Source organism: Clostridium paridis (assembly GCF_016765615.1).
Taxonomy (GTDB): domain Bacteria; phylum Bacillota; class Clostridia; order Clostridiales; family Clostridiaceae; genus Clostridium_T; species Clostridium_T paridis.
Genome location: NZ_JAESWA010000024.1, coordinates 123690 through 141969, shown reverse-complemented (window position 1 = coordinate 141969; position 18280 = coordinate 123690). Strand labels below are relative to the sequence as shown.

General features: G+C 30.9%; 17 protein-coding genes. 16 read left to right on the top strand and 1 reads right to left on the bottom strand.

Features of this window, described 5'->3' with window-relative positions; translation table 11 throughout:
* The first annotated feature begins 40 nt into the window (after nt 1–40).
* From hemA to JK634_RS16820, 6 genes are all read left to right on the top strand, one after another.
* Complete coding sequence (gene hemA / locus JK634_RS16845) at nt 41–1246, top strand: glutamyl-tRNA reductase (protein WP_202768890.1); 1206 nt, start codon at nt 41–43, stop codon at nt 1244–1246.
* Entirely contained in the window at nt 1201–1875 is a 675-nt protein-coding gene (locus JK634_RS16840) for an NAD(P)-dependent oxidoreductase (protein ID WP_202768889.1), read from the top strand. The genes hemA and JK634_RS16840 overlap by 46 nt, the downstream gene beginning before the upstream one ends.
* The gene (gene hemC / locus JK634_RS16835) at nt 1872–2744 is read left to right on the top strand and encodes a hydroxymethylbilane synthase (protein WP_202768888.1); all 873 of its coding nucleotides are present in this window, start codon (nt 1872–1874) and stop codon (nt 2742–2744) included. Before JK634_RS16840 ends, hemC begins: the two co-directional genes overlap by 4 nt.
* A gap of 10 nt (nt 2745–2754) precedes the next feature.
* Nucleotides 2755–4227, top strand: a complete 1473-nt coding sequence (gene cobA, locus JK634_RS16830) for a uroporphyrinogen-III C-methyltransferase (protein WP_202768887.1) — start codon at nt 2755–2757, stop codon at nt 4225–4227.
* Nucleotides 4224–5189 carry a porphobilinogen synthase gene (gene hemB, locus JK634_RS16825; RefSeq protein WP_202768886.1) on the top strand — a complete coding sequence of 322 codons (966 nt, stop codon included), beginning with the start codon at nt 4224–4226 and terminating at the stop codon, nt 5187–5189. The genes cobA and hemB overlap by 4 nt, the downstream gene beginning before the upstream one ends.
* Before the next feature lie 145 nt (nt 5190–5334).
* Nucleotides 5335–6321 (top strand): ketoacyl-ACP synthase III, encoded by a 987-nt coding sequence (locus JK634_RS16820; protein WP_202768885.1) that lies wholly within the window; start codon nt 5335–5337, stop codon nt 6319–6321.
* Nucleotides 6322–6449: 128 nt separating this feature from the next.
* On the opposite strand, the gene JK634_RS16815 is transcribed toward JK634_RS16820, so the two are convergent.
* The gene (locus tag JK634_RS16815; RefSeq protein ID WP_202768884.1) at nt 6450–6791 is read right to left on the bottom strand and encodes a hypothetical protein; all 342 of its coding nucleotides are present in this window, start codon (nt 6789–6791) and stop codon (nt 6450–6452) included.
* A gap of 284 nt (nt 6792–7075) precedes the next feature.
* Between JK634_RS16815 and JK634_RS16810 the strand changes: the two genes are divergently transcribed.
* The 10 genes from JK634_RS16810 (at nt 7076) to JK634_RS16765 (ending at nt 18203) form a co-directional block, all read left to right on the top strand.
* Nucleotides 7076–7639 (top strand): sigma-70 family RNA polymerase sigma factor, encoded by a 564-nt coding sequence (locus JK634_RS16810; RefSeq protein ID WP_202768883.1) that lies wholly within the window; start codon nt 7076–7078, stop codon nt 7637–7639.
* On the top strand, nt 7640–9187 hold the full coding sequence (locus JK634_RS16805; protein ID WP_202768882.1) for a DUF4179 domain-containing protein: 1548 nt from the start codon (nt 7640–7642) through the stop codon (nt 9185–9187).
* 91 nt (nt 9188–9278) lie between these two features.
* Complete coding sequence (locus JK634_RS16800; protein ID WP_202768881.1) at nt 9279–10109, top strand: AraC family transcriptional regulator; 831 nt, start codon at nt 9279–9281, stop codon at nt 10107–10109.
* Between the two features lie 98 nt (nt 10110–10207).
* Nucleotides 10208–11422 (top strand): multidrug efflux MFS transporter, encoded by a 1215-nt coding sequence (locus JK634_RS16795; protein WP_202768880.1) that lies wholly within the window; start codon nt 10208–10210, stop codon nt 11420–11422.
* 13 nt (nt 11423–11435) lie between these two features.
* The gene (locus JK634_RS16790) at nt 11436–12023 is read left to right on the top strand and encodes an isochorismatase family protein (protein ID WP_202768879.1); all 588 of its coding nucleotides are present in this window, start codon (nt 11436–11438) and stop codon (nt 12021–12023) included.
* Between the two features lie 172 nt (nt 12024–12195).
* The gene (locus tag JK634_RS16785) at nt 12196–12528 is read left to right on the top strand and encodes a PadR family transcriptional regulator (RefSeq protein WP_202768878.1); all 333 of its coding nucleotides are present in this window, start codon (nt 12196–12198) and stop codon (nt 12526–12528) included.
* A gap of 2 nt (nt 12529–12530) precedes the next feature.
* Nucleotides 12531–13187: a permease prefix domain 1-containing protein gene (locus JK634_RS16780; protein ID WP_202768877.1), complete on the top strand. Its 657-nt coding sequence runs from the start codon at nt 12531–12533 to the stop codon at nt 13185–13187.
* A gap of 4 nt (nt 13188–13191) precedes the next feature.
* Nucleotides 13192–14127 (top strand): DUF4097 domain-containing protein, encoded by a 936-nt coding sequence (locus tag JK634_RS16775; RefSeq protein ID WP_202768876.1) that lies wholly within the window; start codon nt 13192–13194, stop codon nt 14125–14127.
* A gap of 324 nt (nt 14128–14451) precedes the next feature.
* Complete coding sequence (hemL, locus tag JK634_RS16770) at nt 14452–15726, top strand: glutamate-1-semialdehyde 2,1-aminomutase (protein ID WP_202768875.1); 1275 nt, start codon at nt 14452–14454, stop codon at nt 15724–15726.
* Nucleotides 15727–16067: 341 nt separating this feature from the next.
* A complete protein-coding gene (locus JK634_RS16765; RefSeq protein ID WP_202768874.1) occupies nt 16068–18203 on the top strand; it encodes a sodium-translocating pyrophosphatase in 2136 nt (711 codons plus the stop codon).
* Nucleotides 18204–18280 lie beyond the last annotated feature (77 nt).

The following is an 18280-nucleotide window of genomic DNA, read 5'->3' as shown; positions in this document are numbered from 1 at the left end:
TATGATTTTTGCATTATATATATTTGGCAAGGAGTATCAGATGATTCAGTTATTAGGAATTTCTAAAAATGTCTCTCAGGAGATAAGAGAAAAATTTAATATAAGAAGTAAGAAGCTAAAAGAAGAAATGTTGAAACTTAGAGAATTTTTAAATGAAGTAGTAGTAATTAGTACGTGTAATAGAACTGAAATATACTTTAATTGTGATAATACAGAAAAAGAAGTAATAGATATATTATTTAATAGCTTAAATTGGGAGTGCGAACTTAAAAAATATATCTTTCATATACAAGATGATAAAGTAACTAAACATATTATGGAGTTAGCTAGTGGTTTTCATTCTAAAATAGTGGGAGAAGATCAAATACTAGGACAGATTAGGGATGCTTATGAAATGGCATTAGAAATAAAAAGTATAAATGGACCGCTTCAAAGACTATTTCAACAGGCTATCACTTGTGGAAAAGAGTTTAAAAACGAAACAAAGTTATATGAGATTCCGGTATCCTATTCATCAATTGCAGTCAATAAAGCTATAAATCAAGGTGTGAAAAGATTTATGGTAATTGGTTATGGAGATATGGGATCCTTAGCTGTGAAATATATTCTCTCACATAATATAGAGAAACTTTACATAGTTGTGAGGGATAAGAGTTCAGTTTCAGATATGGAAGATGCACGGGTTGAGGTAATTAACTTTCAGGAAAAGAATTATAAGCTTGCAGAAGTTGAATGTGTAATAAGTTGTACTTCTGCTCCTCATATTGTATTAAAAGAACATGAATTAGATGAAGATAAAGAATACTTGTTGTTTGATTTAGCTATTCCAAGAGATATTGACGAAAGTATAGGGTTAAGAGAGAATAGTGAACTTTATGATATTGATAGAATTGGTCTTATTGATGAAGAAAATAAGCAACTAAGAAAAGAGCGAATGGAGTCAAAAAGATATGTTATAGAGAAGCATATAGAAGAATTTAGTGAATGGTATTCATTAAGACAGATAACGCCACATATAAAGAAACTTAAAGAAGCTGGAAATCAGGTAGCAAGTGATAGAATTACAACTTATAACAATAAATTTAGCACAAAAAATCATAAAGAACTTGCAAATAAACTTATTAAAAGCACTTCTGATTTCTATGTAAATAGAGCTATAGAAGTTTTAAAAGAGGAGAAGCTTAAAGGATGTGAGGAAGAGTGTCTCAGAATAATAGAGAAGATATTTATGAATGTCCAGAATTAATGTTTATTTCCTTATTAACAGAGAAAGTAAAAGTTGGAATAATAGGAGCGGGAAAAGCAGCATTTATTAAAGGTAAAAGCTTTATTGAATATGGATGTAAAGTGCAAATTTTATCAAAAGATTTTTCAGAGGAAGTAAGTAGTCTTCAAGATAAAGGGGGAGTGCTTACTAAAGGAGAATATAATAAAGACTTTATTATAGATAAACACATAATTGTTATTGCAGTTGATGATAATGAAGTGGCTGAGATAATAGCGAGTGATTGTGATACATTAAGTAAAATATATATTGATTGTAGAAATTATAAAAATGGAATGGCAGCTATGCCAGTGCAAGGAACACTCAAAAATGTATCATTTGCTATAAATACAAAAGGCGGGAATCCTAAAGCAGCATTAATGCTTAAAGAGGTATTTAAGGGTAATATATCAGATTATGATGAATTCATTGGAGTAATAAATAAAATAAGGGAAAGAGCAAAGGAATTAACAAGTTATAAAAGAGAAATAATAGACTTTATAGCTACAGAAGATTTTAGATATATGTGGCAAAAAAAATTAGGAAAAGAGGTACTTCTATTATTTTTTCCACAAGAAATAATATGTAAGTTACTGGAGGATTTAATATGAGTTTAATTATAGCTACAAGAAAGAGTATGTTAGCCCAGGCTCAAGCAGATAAGATTTTGGGATTAATAAAAGATAAGCATAATATTTTAGGAGAAAAGCTGTTAATAGTTACGGAAGGCGATAAGAGATTAGATGTGACTTTAGATAAAATAGGTGGTAAGGGTGTATTTACTAAGGAGATAGAACTTGCACTATTGGATTTAAGTGCTCATGCTGCAGTTCATAGTATGAAGGATGTACCTTATGCATTAGGAGAAGCTTTTGAAATAGCAGCTATTCCAGAAAGAGAAGATGTGCGTGATGCATTTATTTCAAGTGATGGAGTTGAATTTAAGCATTTGAAAAAAGGAGCTAGAATAGGAACCAGCAGCATTAGGAGAGCAGCTCAGCTAAAAGCATTAAGAAGTGATATAGAGATACTACCATTAAGAGGCAATGTGCAAACAAGAATTGAGAAGATGCATAAGGAAAAGCTTGATGGAATTATTTTGGCATCAGCAGGGCTTAAACGCTTAGGTATAGATGATATTGTAACTAATTATTTTGATGCAGAAACTTTTTTGCCAGCAGTAGGCCAGGGAGCATTAGGAATCGAAACACTTGTAAATAGTGATAAAAAACATTTGTTTAAAGCATTAGATAATAAGGAAGTAAGATATGAAGTTGAAGCAGAAAGAAGCTTTATGAGAACTCTTAATGGAGGATGTCATTCTTTGATAGGCGCATATGGAAAGATTAACGGTAATGAGTTGTATCTAATTGGAACCTACGAAGTGAATGGAAAAATAGTTAAAAAAGATATTTCAGGGCATAAGGAAGATAATATAAGACTTGGAGAAGAATTGGCTAAAAAAATTCTATTAGGCTAAGGAGGACAAAATGGGAAAAGTATATTTAATAGGGGCTGGTCCTGGGGATGAAGAATTAATTACTCTAAAAGGAAAAAGAAAGTTAGAAGAATGTACTGCAGTACTTTATGATAGACTCGTAGGAAGTAATATTTTAAACTTCTTAAATAAAGGTTGTGAAGTTTATTATTGTGGTAAGGAGCCAGGATGTCACTATAAAACTCAAGATGAGATTAACAATATGTTGGTTAAGCTAGCTAAAGAAGGACATATTGTTGGAAGAATAAAAGGTGGAGATCCATATGTGTTTGGGCGTGGCGGAGAAGAAGCTTTAGAGCTTATAAAAGAAGGGATAGAGTTTCAAGTAATACCTGGTGTTACATCTGCAATATCAGTGCTAGGCTATGGGGGGATACCTATAACTCAAAGAGGGATGTCTCAAAGCTTCCATGTTATTACGGGTATGTCAGCCAACACACTAAAAATTAATTGGAGTAGTCTAGCTAAAGAAAATGGTACCTTAGTATTTTTAATGGGGCTAGAAAATCTAAATAATATTGTTCATAATCTTGTTCAAAATGGTAAAGCAGCTCAAACGCCAACAGCTGTAATAATGAGGGGAACATCCTCCAAACAAAAGAAAGTTGTTGGAACTCTTGAAGATATATATGAGAAGATTGTGGAAGCTGGACTAAAGTCTCCATGCATAATTGTGGTAGGAGAAGTTGTTAAGTTAAATGATGAGCTAAATTGGTATGAGAAGTTACCTCTTTTTGGGGCCAATATATGTGTTACTAGATCAAAAGAGCAAGCAACTAAAATTAAAAATAAATTAAAAGATTTAGGGGCAGAGGTAACAGAGTTGAATTCTATTGAGTTCAAGGATATGACTTATAATCTAGGTGAATATAAGAATAAATTAAATGTATATGATCATATTGTACTCACTTCTGTAAATGCAGTTAACTATTTCTTTGATTATTTAAGAAATATAGAGTATGACATAAGAAATATAAAAGCTAGCTTTAGCGTGTTAGGTAAGGCTACCTCAAAAGCATTAAAAGAAAGAGGAGTATTTCCTGATAGAATTGCCAAGGAGTTTTTAAGTGAAGGGTTATTCAAGGTAATGGAAAATGACTTAAAGCCAAATGAAAAGGTACTTATACCTGGTTCTATGCAAGCAAAGGATTATCTTACCCAAGAAATAAGTAAATTAGGACTACAGGTAGATAAGGTAGCCATTTATGAAACAGTACAAGGTGATATGAAAAATATAAAAGCATTTGAAGACGTAGATATAGTTCTATTTACGAGCCCAACTACAGTGAATAATCTTATTAATATCATAGATATAAATGAGATTAGAGAGAAGATATGTATAGCAATAGGCCCAGTAACATATGAAGCTCTTAAAGAAAAAGAAATAGATGCATTAGTTTGTGAAGAGCATAGTCAAGATGGACTTATAAATAAAATAACTGAAGTGTGGAGGAAAATGAAGTGATTAAAAGAGGAAGAAGATTAAGAGCAAGTGAAACAATTAGAGATTTAGTAAGGGAAAATAGTCTGTCTTCTAATGATTTTATATATCCGATTTTTGTGGTAGAAGGAGAAAATATTAAAAAGGAAATTAGTTCTCTACCAGGAAACTTTCATTACTCAATTGATAAGTTAGATGAATTAGTTAATGAAATAGAAGAAGCTAAAGTAAAGGGAATTATGATTTTTGGTATACCAGATCATAAGGATGAATGCGGAAGCTCAGCATATGACCATGATGGAATAGTGCAAAAGGCTATTAGAAAAATTAAAGAACTAAATAATAGTATTTTGGTTATAACAGATGTTTGTATGTGCGAATATACAAGCCATGGACATTGTGGAATCATAAGAAATGGTGATGTTGAAAATGATGAAACTCTTGAATATTTAGCAAAGATATCCCTATCTCATGCGAAAGCAGGAGCAGATATGATTGCACCTTCAGATATGATGGATGGAAGAATTGCAAAAATTAGAGAAGCACTAGATAAAGGTGGATTTAAGCACATACCTATAATGGCTTATTCAGCTAAGTATTGTTCAGCATTTTATGGACCTTTTAGAGAAGCAGCTAATTCTGCACCAGAATTTGGGGATAGAAAAACATATCAAATGGATCCAGGTAACTTAAACGAGGCTATAAGAGAAATTGAACAAGATATAGAAGAAGGGGCAGATATAGTAATGGTTAAGCCTGCATTATCTTATTTGGATGTAATAAGAAAGGCAAGAGATACGTTTAATTACCCTATAGCTGCATATAATGTAAGTGGTGAATATGCTATGATAAAAGCAGCAGCTAAAATGGGTTGGTTAGATGAAAAAAGATCTGCACTAGAAATGCTATTATCAATGAAGAGAGCAGGAGCAGACATAATAATAACATATTACGCGTTAGAAGCTAGTAAGTGGATAAATAAATAAAGAAATTATAATCCCCCCATATCCTTAAAGATATGGGGGATTTTGTTTTATATTATAGCATATTACAAATTACCCAATTATGTATGGATTTTTAATTAGAATTTTAATATAATAATATTATGTAGCTAAAAATGGGAGGTGCATTATGAGTAATGTAAAAATTAAATCTATAGAAGTTTACCATCCAGAGAATGTTGTAGGAAACGAGTTCTTTATAGAACATTTCAAAAAATATGACAAAGATATAGCTGGAATGTTAAAGGCTTTCGGTAAAGAAAAAAGGTATTTAATTAATAATGATAGGGAAAATACTCTAACCATGGGTATTGAGGCAGCAAAAAAAGCATTAAGGTCAGCTGGAATTACAGGGAAAGATATTGATTGCATCATTTTTTCTAGTCAGATGCCAGAATATTCATTCCCAACGCAAGCACTGATAGTTCATAAGTACATAGAAGGAAAAGATGAAGCTATGTGCACAGATAGTAATACTAATTGTGTAGGAATGCTTGTAGCTTTTGATAATGCAGCAAGATATTTGCAAAATAATAAGCACACAAAGAGAGCTTTAATAATAGGAGCTGATTATACATCTATACATTGTAGAAAAGATGATGAGATGACATATCCTGTCTTTGGAGATGGAGCATGTGCAATGGTTATAGAAAAAACTGATGAAGAGTCAGGGTTTATTGATAGTGTATACAAGACTAATTCAGATGAGTGGGACTTAGTAAAATTCCCTGCTTGTGGATTATCAAAAATATATGATAGTTCAATTTACGATAGACAATTACATTGGACTCCTTTTGATGGAAGTTTTATAGGAGAGTTTGCTAATGAAAGTGTACACAAGTTATTAGATAGACATAATATGAAGATTGAGGATATAAAAGCATATTGCTTTTCGCAATTTGCATTTCCGATAATAACATCCTGCTCACAGGCAATGGGGGAAGATTTGAGTAAATTTATATATATCGGAAATAAATATGGATACACTGGTACAAGCAGTCCTTTTATAGCTTTGTATGAAGGAATTAAAAATGGAACAATACAAAGAGGGGATAATGTTTGTTTATGGTCTGTGGGAACTAATTGGACAACCTGTGCTATAATGCTTAAATACTAGATTTGCCAAAAAACTCACAATGCCTTTGGAATAAGTAAGAGGCATTGTGAGTTTTTTGGTATAAAAAGTTTTATAATATTTTTTCAATTTAATACTTTTTTACAAAAGGTTATGTACTGAGTTTTAAACTAAGAAACAACTTCAAAGTTTGCTAGTCCAACATTCTTAGCAAGTCTATTAAGTTGCATCTTTAAAACTGCATTGTTTATGATTTTTGCTTGAACATTGATAAAACCATCATTTTTATACATTTCGAAGCAGCCTTGAAGCATAGCAGATAAATCTTGAGATGTCACATTTAATTCTGTGCAATCAAGAAATAACTTATATGATTTTGCATCTATAGCTTTTACTTGATTAATGTATTCTGCTATGTAAGCCTTGCCATCTTCCTCTGTAAATGATCCTCTTACATTAATAAATAAAGTTTTGCTTGAGCTTTCAGCTTTGAAATTAAATTTGTTACTCATTTATTCATTCCCCTTTACTTAATAAATATTAATAGTAGGCTTGTCCCTACATAAAATATTTTACAATATTTTTCATAATATTACAAATATATATATAAATTTTTATAAAATATTTAATGTGGATATATTATGTATTCAATAAGGTATTTTATGATTTTTCGGTTTCTAAAGCAATAAAAAATAATAGTAAATATGTAACTATAAGGATATTTATATCGTTTTAATATATATAATGAAAAAGTTATATATTGATAAGCTTTAAATTTTATTTATGGGAGGATTGTATGAGGCTAAAGAATGAAGATATTGTAGAAGAACTAAGAAGAAAAAATGCTAATGCTATGGAATTTATAATAGAGAAATACAGTAACTTACTTTATAAAGTAGTTCACTCTGTGCTGGGGAGTTATGGAGATGGAGACTATATGGAAGAATGTATAAATGATGTTTTTTTATCCATATGGAGTAATATAGATAAGTTTATTGGTGATGAACGGAAGTTTAAAAATTGGATTTGTGCTATAGCAAAGCATAAGTCAATTGATTATAGTAGAAAAAAAGCAAGATTAAGATTATTAGATAATATTGATGATTTAAATATAGTAGGAAATGAGTATGTAGAAGAACGATTGATTTTAAAAGAGTTTAAGGATGAAATATTAACTCACATAAATAAACTAAGTGAATTAGATAAAAATATATTTTTAAAAAAGTATTTTAGAGAGATGTCTGTGGAAGAGATAGCAAATGAATTAGGACTTACTAGAGGAAATGTAAATACACATCTAAGTAGAAGTAGGAAGGTTTTAAGAGGAAAATTAAAAGATTCTTTTGTGGAGGTTATTTAAATGAAAGATATATATGAATTTTTTAATGAAGTAGATATAGATGTGGAAAAATACGAGGCAATTGATGTAAATATATCAGATATGATGAAGAAAAGGGTAATTAGAAATTTTAGAAAATCAAAAGATAGTTTTCAGTTTAAAAGAAAACTTAAACTGGGAAAGATACCTGTGGCTATTGGGATTGCAGTAGTAATTGGTTCACTTTTTATGATCGAAGATCCAGCTTTAGCAAAAAGTATGCCAGTGGTAGGGACAGTTCTTAATTTTTTAGAAGAAAATTCAACTTTCATTAATCCGGAGTACTCAAAATATAAAGAAAATCTTAACATAGAATCCAAAGATAAAGGAATTGCTATTACACTTAATTCTGCAGTATATGATGGGAATTATTTATATCTAAGCTACAAACTTAAGAGCGATAAAAACTTTGACGAATCTAATGTAATAAATAAAGCAACATTAACAATCAATGGAGTACAGATAAACGGGAATCAAAAGTTATTAGAAAAAGAGAATGTTAATAAAGATTATAAAATTTATGATGATGAACTAATATCTATTGGAGAAATACCTAATAAGTTAGGAGGAGCATCGGAAGAAACTTTGCAAGATTATGGGGAATATATAGGATTAACCAGATGGGATTTATCAAATTATCAAATAGATAAAAAAGTAAATATAGAATTTAATATAGATAGTATAGGAAAGACACAAGGAAATTGGAGTTTTAAGTTTAGTGCTTCAAAGGATCAACTCATAGCAAAAACAAAAAGAATAGATAACGCAGGGGTGTTAAGAATAAATGATAATATGAATTTAAACTTAGACAAGATTATTATTTCTCCCTTTGGAACTACAATTGAAAATACAATGGTAACTGAAAAAGAAAAATGGAAGGATAAAATAATGGGAGAAAAATCAACAAGCCTATCATACAATTATGTAATTGTAACAGATAAGGGAGAAGAGTTGTTCCCAGAAATAGAGAGGGTTTTACATGAAGAGAATAGTAATGGAAAAGATGTATATAAGAGATATACTAGATTCACAGCAGCAAAGGAAATACCAGATTCAATAACGATAATTCCTATACTTCAAAAGAGAAATATAATCAATTATAGTATAAATGATTATGAATGGATTAGGATAAGCGATTTAAAGGTGGGCAAACAAATAAATCAAGGGAAAGACTGCAGTATTGTAATTAATTCAATTCATAAAAGCAATGAAAGCATAAAGATAAATATTTTATTTAAAGGATTAGATATAATTAATAGAAATAATATTTTTGTGGTGAAAGATATAGAAAAATATAAGTTCTTAGAAAATAATTTAACTGATAAGAAAAAGGAATTTGAATTATCCGAAGTTAAAATTGAGCCAGAAGAATTTATGAAACCCGATATAGAATTTAAAAATTATTCAGTTGGTGGATATAATTACATTTTTAAAGGGAGGATTTCCGACGATGCCTATCTTGCTGTACCCAAGTATGATAGCTTTTATCAGGTAGATTTAAAGGATTCAATTAAAATAAATCTCAATTAGTTTTACTTAATACATATAGTTTGGATATAGATATATTCAGATTATATGTATTTTTTGTATAATAAAGTTATTTAATAGAGAGGTGATTTATATGAAACTAAATAATCTATATTTTTACATTCATTACTGTAATCATAGATTTGTGGATGAGAAAAAAGATTTTTCGAAAAAGTTAACTAGAAGAATCAATCACCATGAGCTCTTATTGATAGATAGTGGAAAAGGTTATATTTCTGTAGAAGATAAAAGATATAGCATAGAGAAAGGCATGCTGTTTTATTTTAATCCTAGCAAGACACACACTATAGAAGTAGATGAGAATGAACCAATGTGCTTTTTATCTGTTCACTTTAGTTATGTAGAACTAAGTTATTCCAAGAATACATGGGTAACTAAGAGTAGTAATGAGCTACTTCCTTTAAATCCAATGGAAAAGTTAATAGATTATTATACTATAGATGTTTTGTTTAGAAAGTTAACTAACCTTTGGGATGAGAAGTTATTGGGATATGAGTTTGCATCAAGGACAATGTTGCAAGAGATATTATATGAAATATTAAATAATATAAATAGAAAGAAATCTAATTATTCTACTGCCTTAAAAGTTAATAATATAATTTCTTATTTAAATGAAAATATAAAAAGAAAGATAACACTAAATGAGTTATCAGAATTAGTTAAATTATCACCGACATATCTATCAAGATCCTTTAAAGAAATTACAGGTTATTCTATAATAGAATTTTTTAATAAAATGAAGATTGATAAGGCTAAAGAGCTTATTATAGATGGGGATAAGAAAGTTAAGGAAGTGGCAGAAATTTTAGGTTTTAAAGATGAATTTTACTTTAGTAGAATTTTTAAGAGAATAGAAGGAATAAGTCCGTCAGAATTTTATAGCAAAAATGTCCATGGAGTCTAATATAATGCATGGAGATATAAGGGCTAATGATCTTATAATTATAATATAATCATCACATCTGTGATTTGAAGAACTATACATAGAAAGGATTATATTATATGAATCTTTGGAGAAAAAACTTAGTCGTTTGTTGGATTGGTATGTTTGCAACAGCAATAGGCATGAGCCAGATAGCACCAGTATTACCAATATACATAAAACATTTAGGTATCAATAATGTAGAATTTATCGAACAATTATCTGGGATTGCATTTGGAGTTACATTTATAATATCAGCTATTTTTTCACCTATATGGGGAAAAGCAGCAGATAAGTATGGAAGAAAACCAATGTTATTACGTGCAAGCCTTGGAATGTCAATTGTAATATTTAGTATGGGTTTTGTTCATAACGTATATGAATTAATAGGGTTAAGACTACTGCAAGGGGTAATTACAGGGTATAGCACTGCATGTACTACGTTAATAGCAACTCAAACCGATAAAAAACATGCAGGATGGGCATTGGGAACTCTTTCTACGGCATCTGTTTCAGGATCGTTGCTTGGACCAATGCTTGGAGGGTATGTGGAAGAAATACTTGGAACTCAATGGGTGTTTTATATAACTGGAGGATTTATGATGATAGCTTTTGTTACAACACTATTTTTTGTAAAAGAAGATTTCACCCCTTCTAAAGAAAAAACACTTACTATGAAAGAGGTATGGGCAAACATTCCAAATAGCAGTTTAATTATAACCATGTTTATAACTTCTTTTATACTTCAATTAGCTCTCTATTCAATAGAGCCAATAGTAACAGTATACGTTACGCAGTTATCTAAAAATTCTGCTCATGTTGCATTGATTTCAGGAGCAACATTTTCTGCCTCAGGGTTAGCTAGTGTTTTAGCAGCACCAAGGCTTGGCAAGCTTTCAGATAAAATTGGATCGCAAAAAGTTATGTTAATAGCTCTCATAGTTGCAGGTGCAGTATTTATACCACAAGCATTCGTTAAAAGTCCATGGCAACTTATGGCATTAAGATTTATTTTAGGGTTAGCTACAGCAGGTTTAAATCCATCTATTAACGCATTCGTAAAAAGAATAACACCAGATTTTATAACAGGAAGAGTATTTGGATTTAATATGTCAGCTCAATATTTAGGAGTATTTTGCGGATCTATATTAGGAGGTCAGGTAGCTTCACTAATGGGAATTAAATATGTATTCTTTGTTACTAGTACTCTACTATTAATAAATGCATTGTGGGTATATAAGAAAGTATTTAAAAGATTTGAAACTAAACCAATTATAAAAAGTAAAGCAGTGTAGGAGGAAACAGAAGGTGGAAAAAGTTAAAGAAGAAAATGAAGTTGTTAATCTAAAATCAACTGCATTAGTTGTAATAGATCTTCAAAATGGAATTGCAAATAGAGATCTTAAACCAAATACCGGAGAGGTTGTTGTCAGTAATGCAGTAAAGTTAGCAAAGGCATTTAAAGAGAAAGATGGCTTTGTAGTATTAGTAAGGGTTTCAACTTTAGATGGGAAGGATATGTTAAAGCCAAAAACAGATATGATAGGAAGTGCAGCTAAGCACAGTGAAGGATGGGATATGATTGTCCCAGAATTAGCTGATATTAATGATACATATTTAATTACCAAAAGACAATGGGGGGCGTTTTACGGAACAGACCTTGATTTACAATTGAGGAGAAGAGGGATAGATGCAATTGTATTGTGTGGTATATCAACTGGAATAGGAGTAGATACCACAGCAAGAGAAGCATTCCAAAGAGGGTATAATCAGGTCTTTGTTGAAGATGCAATGACAGCTATGAGTAAAGAAGAACATGATTATGTATGTAAAAACATTTTTCCAAGGATAGGGAAGGTTAGAAATACAGAAGAAATTATAAAATTAGTTAAATAAATTAAGAGTTTGTAGATAGCCTATACAGTAGTGTGTGTAGGCTATTTGTTTTTTTAAAAAAATTATATACTTCTATTTTATAGATACCTTGACAGACGAGGTATCTATTGTTATGATATAACTACAGAATAAAAAGTAACAAAAGTAAAATTTTAGATAAAGAGGTGAGGGTATGTCTATTACTTCAGATATAATAAGAGGACATACAGAGAGTATTATATTAGCTCATTTAGAGGAAAAAGACAGCTATGGTTATGAAATAAATAAGTCTATTCAAGAAAAAACGAATAATAAATATGAATTAAAAGAAGCAACTCTTTATTCAGCATTCAGAAGGTTGGAGCAGTCATCGTTGATAAGCTCATACTGGGGAGACCAAACAACTGGAGCAAGAAGAAGATATTATTCCATAACTAAATTGGGTTTAGCTGCACTCGAGCAGAATCGTACGGATTGGAATGAATCAAAGCAACTAATTGATAGTTTAATTAATGGAGGTAGGTAATAATGTATGAAAAATTAAGAGAAAGGGTAGAGGAACTCTTTCAAGATGCCCCTAGAACCAATAGAGCATACGAATTAAAAGAAGAAGTTTTAGCTAACTTAATAGACAGATATAATGATTTAATTGAGCAAGGAAAGAGTGAAGATGAAGCTATAAATTCTGCTATGTCTGGTGTTGGCGATGTAGAGGAATTAATAAGAGGTTTAAAGCAAAATGATGTTTTTAATTATGAAGAAATGAAAAAAGAAAGACAAAAGTCTGCACTTATGATATCAATTTCTGTAGGCTTGTATATTATGAGTGTAGTTGTTCTTATAATAAGTAATGAGTTTTTGGGAGTAAATGATGCTATATCTGTATCTTTAATGCTTACTATAGATGCTGTAGCAACTGGACTAATAATTTATAATGGAATGTCAAAGTCTAAATATATTAAAGAAGATAATACAATGGTTGAAGAGTTTAAAGAATGGAAATCAACTAATAGAAAGAAAAATGGAGTTATGCAGTCAATAAAGTCAATAGTTTGGACATTGATAGTTGCAATATATTTACTAATAAGTTTTGTCTTTAATGCATGGGCATTCTCTTGGATTATATTTATTGTAGGAGCTGCAATAGAAAGAATTATCACTCTAAGCTTTCAATTAAAGGAGTAATAATATGGAGAAAAGGTTAAAAGTAATAAGTATAATTATATGGGGAATAATTGCTGTAACACTTACTGGGGCACTTATATTTGGAATAGCTGCTGGAGGAAAGGGCAACTTTTACAAAATGATCGTATTCCATAGTGGTGATAGAAAGATTCAACAAACAAAAGAAATGTCACTGCAAGATGCTAAAAAAATAAATATAGATTTTTCTAGTGACGATATATCTATCTATACTACAGACCAGGATAATATAAAAGTTGTTCAAAAAGCTTATGGAACTTTGAAGGAAGAAGAAAAATTCACTATGGAGAAAAATGGAGATACCATAAATATAAAAAAAGGAGGAAATCATCTTAAATTTTTTATATTTGGTTTTGGTAATTTTGGATCTGAAGTAGAAGTTTATATTCCTAAGAAGTACAGTGACAATCTTTCTATTGAATCTTCTTCTGGAGATATAATAGTAAATGATGATATAAGTCTTAAAGAAGCATCCTTTAGCCAAAGTTCAGGAGAATTTAAATGTAATAGCGAAATAAAGGCTGATAAAATAAATCTAGAGGCTTCATCTGGGGATATTGATGTTAATAGTCTTATAGGAAAAAGCTATGATATAAATGTTTCATCAGGCGATATAAGAATATCTTCCCTTTCAGGTTCTGGAGATATTGAAGCCTCATCCGGAGACATTAAAGTAGGGTATAAAGATATAAATGATAAGTCTAATATTACTGCAACCTCAGGAGATATTAAGGTGAATATGCCAAAGGAATTGAGCTTCATGTTTGAAGGAAAGTGTACTTCTGGAGATATAAAATCAAACTTTGATTTAAGTTATAATAATAAAAAAAGAAATCAAGCAACAGCAAAAGTAGGAAATGATCCGTACAAACAATTAAAAATAGATACTTCCTCAGGGGATATAAATATTTCACTTAATTAATAGTTTTTATGAGATAACCTCAAAATTTAAGTATTTTGAGGTTATTTTTTTGAAAAACTAAAATAATGCTACTTAAAGTTAAAATAACAATATAAGAAAAGGTGGTATTAATAAATTTACAAGTGATATAATTATTATGGTAATTAATGAGAGGCATATGGATAAGAAATATTGTGACTTATATTTTAGAAAGGCGGTGAATTTAGTGAGAGGATTATATAGGTTTTTTATAGGAAACTTAACTTATACTTGTTTGATATCAGGCATGAATAAGTTATTAGTTGAACTTAAAACCTTTTAGAAAATCCATTTCACTAAAGACTTATGAATAATAATGAAATATTTGAAGCATCTAAAAAATATATGCCTGGTGGAGTAAATAGTCCTGTAAGAGCTTATAATGGTTTTGATATAAATCCGCCCATTATAAAGCAGGGGAAAGGTGTACGCATATATGATGAAGAAGGCAATGAGTATATAGATTTTGTTTTAGCATGGGGACCACTTATCTTAGGTCATTGTGATGAAGATGTAGTAGAGGCTATTTCAAAAACAGCTTGCAATGCAATTGCATTTGGTGCGCCAACAAGACTTGAACTAGAATTATCAAAATTTATATGTGAGACTGTTGATAATGTTGAAATGATAAGAATGGTTAACTCAGGTACAGAGGCGACCATGAGTGCTGTAAAACTAGCAAGAGGATACACAAAAAAAAGTAAAATATTAAAATTTTCAGGTTGCTATCATGGTCACTTTGAAGGATTTCTAGTTGAAGCTGGTTCAGGAGTTTTAACTGCTGGAATAGCAGGGAGTGCTGGCATACCAAGCGAAACTGTAGAAAATACATTGGTAGCTGAGTATAACAATATCGAAAGTATAAGAAAAGTTTTTGAGGAACAAGGGGATAATATTGCTGCAGTTATTATAGAACCTGTTGCTGGTAATATGGGGGTAATTGTAGCAAAAGAAGAATTTTTAAGAGAATTAAGAGTTCTTTGCGATAAATATGGTGCGCTACTAATTTTTGATGAGGTAATGAGTGGATTTCGGGTAGCATATAAAGGTGCACAAAGCCTTTTTGGTGTAAAGCCAGATCTTGTTACTTATGCAAAAATAATGGGAGGGGGACTTCCTTCAGGTGCCTATGGAGGCAAGAAGGAAATAATGCAAATGCTATCTCCAATTGGACCAGTTTATCAAGCAGGAACTATGTCAGGTAATCCAATAGTGATGGCAGCAGGATTAACAACTTTAAAGAAATTATATGAAAATCCTATGATATATAAGCATATTGAAGAAATAGGAGATAGATTAGAGCAGGGTATAAAAGAAGCATCTAAAGAAAATAAAATACCAGTAGTTATAAATAGAGCTGGAGGAATGTTTACTATATTCTTTACAGAAAAAGAAACTATCGAGAGTTATGCTGATGTTAAGAATTGTGATAATGATAGGTTTAAAAGGTATTTTATTCACATGATAAAAAAAGGTATAAACATGCCACCTTCACAGTTTGAGGCATTATTTCTTTCAGCAAAGCATTCAAGTGAAGATATAGATAAATTTATAGAAGCATTTAAGAGTTTTGAGGGATAAAAATAGTTAGTATAAAGCAACTAATGAAGTATATTTAAGTACGAATGAAGATGAATCTATAGTTAATACGCCTACATAAAAAGTAGGTGTATTAACTATTGGATTCATCTTTTGTTAATTTATTAATATTTTAATATTTTAATAATAAATTAGTATATAAGGTTTTAGTTACCAAATTAAAATCTTATAAATATAAAATACACAAATATATTTCATCGTGTCTTTTGAACACCTCCTCCACATTGCCTCTGCGTAAGGTTGCTTTGAGAGCTAGAATGAAGTATCTTTTTGTATTTATGAAAACGTCAAAGAAGTAATCTTATTAAAAGGGGATGTTAATCATGACTATCTATTTTGGTATAATTTACGGGGTTACGATAATTGCAGTACTAGCTATTATTATTCTGTCAAAGTACATTTTTAAGCAAGAAAAAGGAAACCCTAAGATGCAAGAGATATCTAATGCTATTAAAGAAGGAGCAATGGCTTTTTTAAAGAGACAATATAAAACTATTGCTTTAATAGCTATAATAGTTCTTATTATAATTACAGGAGCTAATTATTTTGCTAATTTATCAAAGGGAAGTAGTGACGCTACCAGCATAGCATGGCATACTGGAGTAGCATTTGTTATGGGTGCTTTATGTTCAGCTATATCAGGCTATATAGGCATGTATATGACTGTTAATTGTAATGTAAGAACAGCAGAGGGGGCAAGAAAGGGTTTAAATAAAGCTTTACAGATAGCGTTCAGAGGTGGTGCAATTACTGGACTAGCTGTAACTACCTTATCGTTATTTGGAGTTTCAACATTGTTTTTATTATTTGGAGGAGCATCAGGGAATGATACTCTAATAAAAGAGGCGCCATCACTCATAGTTGGTTTTGGATTTGGAGCTTCTTTAGTTGCGTTATTTGCACAATTAGGTGGAGGAATTTATACAAAGGCTGCTGACGTAGGAGCAGATTTAGTAGGTAAAGTTGAAGCTGGAATTCCAGAAGATGATCCAAGAAATCCAGCAGTTATAGCAGATTTAGTTGGAGATAATGTTGGTGACTGCGCAGGCAGAGGTGCAGATTTATTTGAATCAACAGCTGCAGAAAATGTTGGAGCTATGATACTAGGGGTAGCCCTATATCCTATATTTGGAGTTAAGGGAATTTTGTTTCCTCTTGTAGCACGTGCATTAGGGATAATTGCGTCTATAGTGGGAATAGCTTTTGTAAAAGTTAAGAATGAAGATGAAGACCCAATGAAGGAACTTAATAAAGGTTATGGAATTACCACTATATTAGTTCTTATATTCCTAATCTTTAATGTAAGATACATGTTAACTGGAACTCTTCCAGATGGAAGTGAAGTTAACACTTGGATGCTTTATGGATGTGCAGTAACAGGAATAGTTTTAGGTTATGCATTTGTTCTTTTGACTAACTACTACACATCAGTGAATAATAGACCGGTAAAAGAAATAGCAAAATCTTGTGAAACTGGTCCAGCTACAAATATTATAACTGGTATATCTATGGGTATGGAATCAACAGCATTGCCTGTACTATTTATATCCATTGCTATTTTTACTTCATATAAGCTTGGGAATGCGGCTCTTGGTAATATTCCTAATGCTGGATTATATGGAACTGCCATTGCAACAATGGGAATGTTATCAACTTGTGCATTTATTCTTGCAATGGATACCTTTGGACCTATAACTGATAATGCTGGAGGTATAGCAGAAATGTCAGGGGCTTCAGAAGAGGTAAGACTAGTAACAGATAGATTAGATGCATGTGGTAACACTACAAAGGCACTAACTAAAGGTTATGCTGTAGGATCAGCTGCATTAGCTACATTCTTGTTATTCTCAGCATACCTAGATCAGGTAAAAAGTATATTAGGAAAGCCGTTAGAATCATGGTATTCAATTGATATTGGTAAACCAGAAGTATTTATTGCTGGATTTATTGGAGTTATGTTAGTGTTTCTATTTAGCTCAACAGCTATTAGAGCAGTTGGAAGAGCAGCTCAATACATTATAGTAGAGGTAAGAAGGCAATTTAAAGAGATTCCTGGAATTATGGAAGGAAAAGCAAAACCTGATTATGCTAGGTGTGTTGATATAGTTACAAAAGGAGCTCTTAAGGAAATGGTTCTTCCAGGAATACTAGTAATAACAACACCAGTACTAGTGGGAGTTTTATTAGGAAAAGAAGCAGCAGGTGGATTTTTAATGATAAGTACAATAGCAGGTGTTGTAATGGCGTTGTTTCTAAATAATGCAGGTGGTGCATGGGATAATGCAAAGAAATATATAGAATTAGGAAGTTTTGGAGGAAAGAAGTCAGAGGCTCATAAAGCAAGTGTGGTAGGAGATACAGTGGGAGATCCATTTAAAGATACAGCAGGTCCATCACTTCATGTATTAATTAAGCTAATTAGTACAATAACATTAGTTTTCGTAGCTTTATTTAGTTAATATTTCTTAAGAAAATAATTAAAGGATTGATGAAAACTCTAGTAATTATATTAATAGCTAAGGGTTTTCACAATCCT